The organism is Mesorhizobium sp. B1-1-5, from assembly GCF_006443065.1.
Lineage (GTDB): Bacteria > Pseudomonadota > Alphaproteobacteria > Rhizobiales > Rhizobiaceae > Mesorhizobium.
This window is the reverse complement of the sequence record NZ_VFWS01000535.1, coordinates 1-1164: the sequence shown is the minus strand read 5'-3', so window position 1 is coordinate 1164 and position 1164 is coordinate 1. Positions and strand designations below refer to the sequence as shown.

Here is a 1164-nt window from a genome sequence, read left to right as displayed (position 1 = left end):
TGCTCGACGAGGCTCACGACCTCGCCGATTCTGTCGAAGCCCGTCGGCACTTCGAGCCTGCACACGCCGACGCGATCGGCGAGCCGCGCGCAATGCCCGAGATGCGCCGCCGCGAAATCGCCGACCAGGGCGGCGCGGCCGAAGCGCGTGACATATGAAAATCTGATCACGGCCGGCAAAGCGGCGATGCCAGGCATGGGCGAGATCTCAGCCTTTCGGCCGCGCTCGAGAATGTAGATGCGGGTCGCCGGAACCCTGTCGCGCGAAAAGGCACTCTGCAAGCGGTGCTGGGCCTTGTTGATGGCCGGATGCACCTGCGGCCGCACTTGTGCCCCTTCAAGCGAAATCGCGGCAGCGGCGTCGGCCGCCAGCTTGATCTGGGGAAAACCCGGCACGATCATCGGCTCGTCCGGATGGCTGAGATCGAGCGCCACGACGTCATCGGTAAGCAGTTCGTGTCCGGCACGGATCATGGCGCTTGCCGTCGTCGATTTTCCGGCGCCCTTGTCGCCCATGAAGATGGCGCTTTTGCCGGCAATCGCGACGGCGCTGGCATGCAGCACGAGCAGGCCCCGCTGGTGCAGGATGAGCGCCATCACCGGTCCCAGCAGCGGGAACGCGATCAGTGCGTCGTCGATGCCGGGCGCCGGCTCGACCTCGATGCGGCAGGCGTCGCTGATCAGGAACGCGGCGACGGCGTGCCATGCCAGATATTGCCGATCCGGTTCGAAGCGGAAAATGGTCGCGGCCTCGGGCGAAGGCTTCGGCATATCGATCGCGCCGACACTGATCACGATATCCGCCGCTGCGGGTTCGGCCGGCTCCAGTTCTGGCAATGTCACCTCGGAAGCGATGGTCAGGCCGTAGGCCCGATAAAAACGGCGCTGTCCGCGCGGCCAGCCTTGCGCGCGCGGGCGGAGGGCCAGCGGCTCGTTCAACGGCGTCATGCGGCACTCCCGGCGCGCTGCACCTGCCGCAGCCACAGCGACAGCGACGCGGAGCGCCAGACATACTGGACATCGAGCGGCGCCGGCCGGTCGGGCCGACTGAGCAGCCGGGCATAGGCAGCCTTCACGGCCGGCAGGTTTATGTAGGGTTCGATGCGGCCGGCGTCCGGGCCGAGCACCTGTTCCAGGAGGTCGCGGTGGTTGCGCAGCATGCCGT

The 1164-nt window shown here is 67.4% G+C and carries 1 protein-coding gene and 1 pseudogene; both read right to left on the bottom strand.

The window, feature by feature from the left end:
* Positions 1–947: serine kinase (locus tag FJ980_RS33065; protein WP_140547608.1), on the bottom strand; the 947-nt coding region annotated here is incomplete at its 3' end.
* Positions 944–1164 (bottom strand): annotated as a pseudogene (locus FJ980_RS33060) (asparagine synthetase B); the annotation flags it as partial. The gene FJ980_RS33065 and the pseudogene FJ980_RS33060, both read right to left, overlap by 4 nt.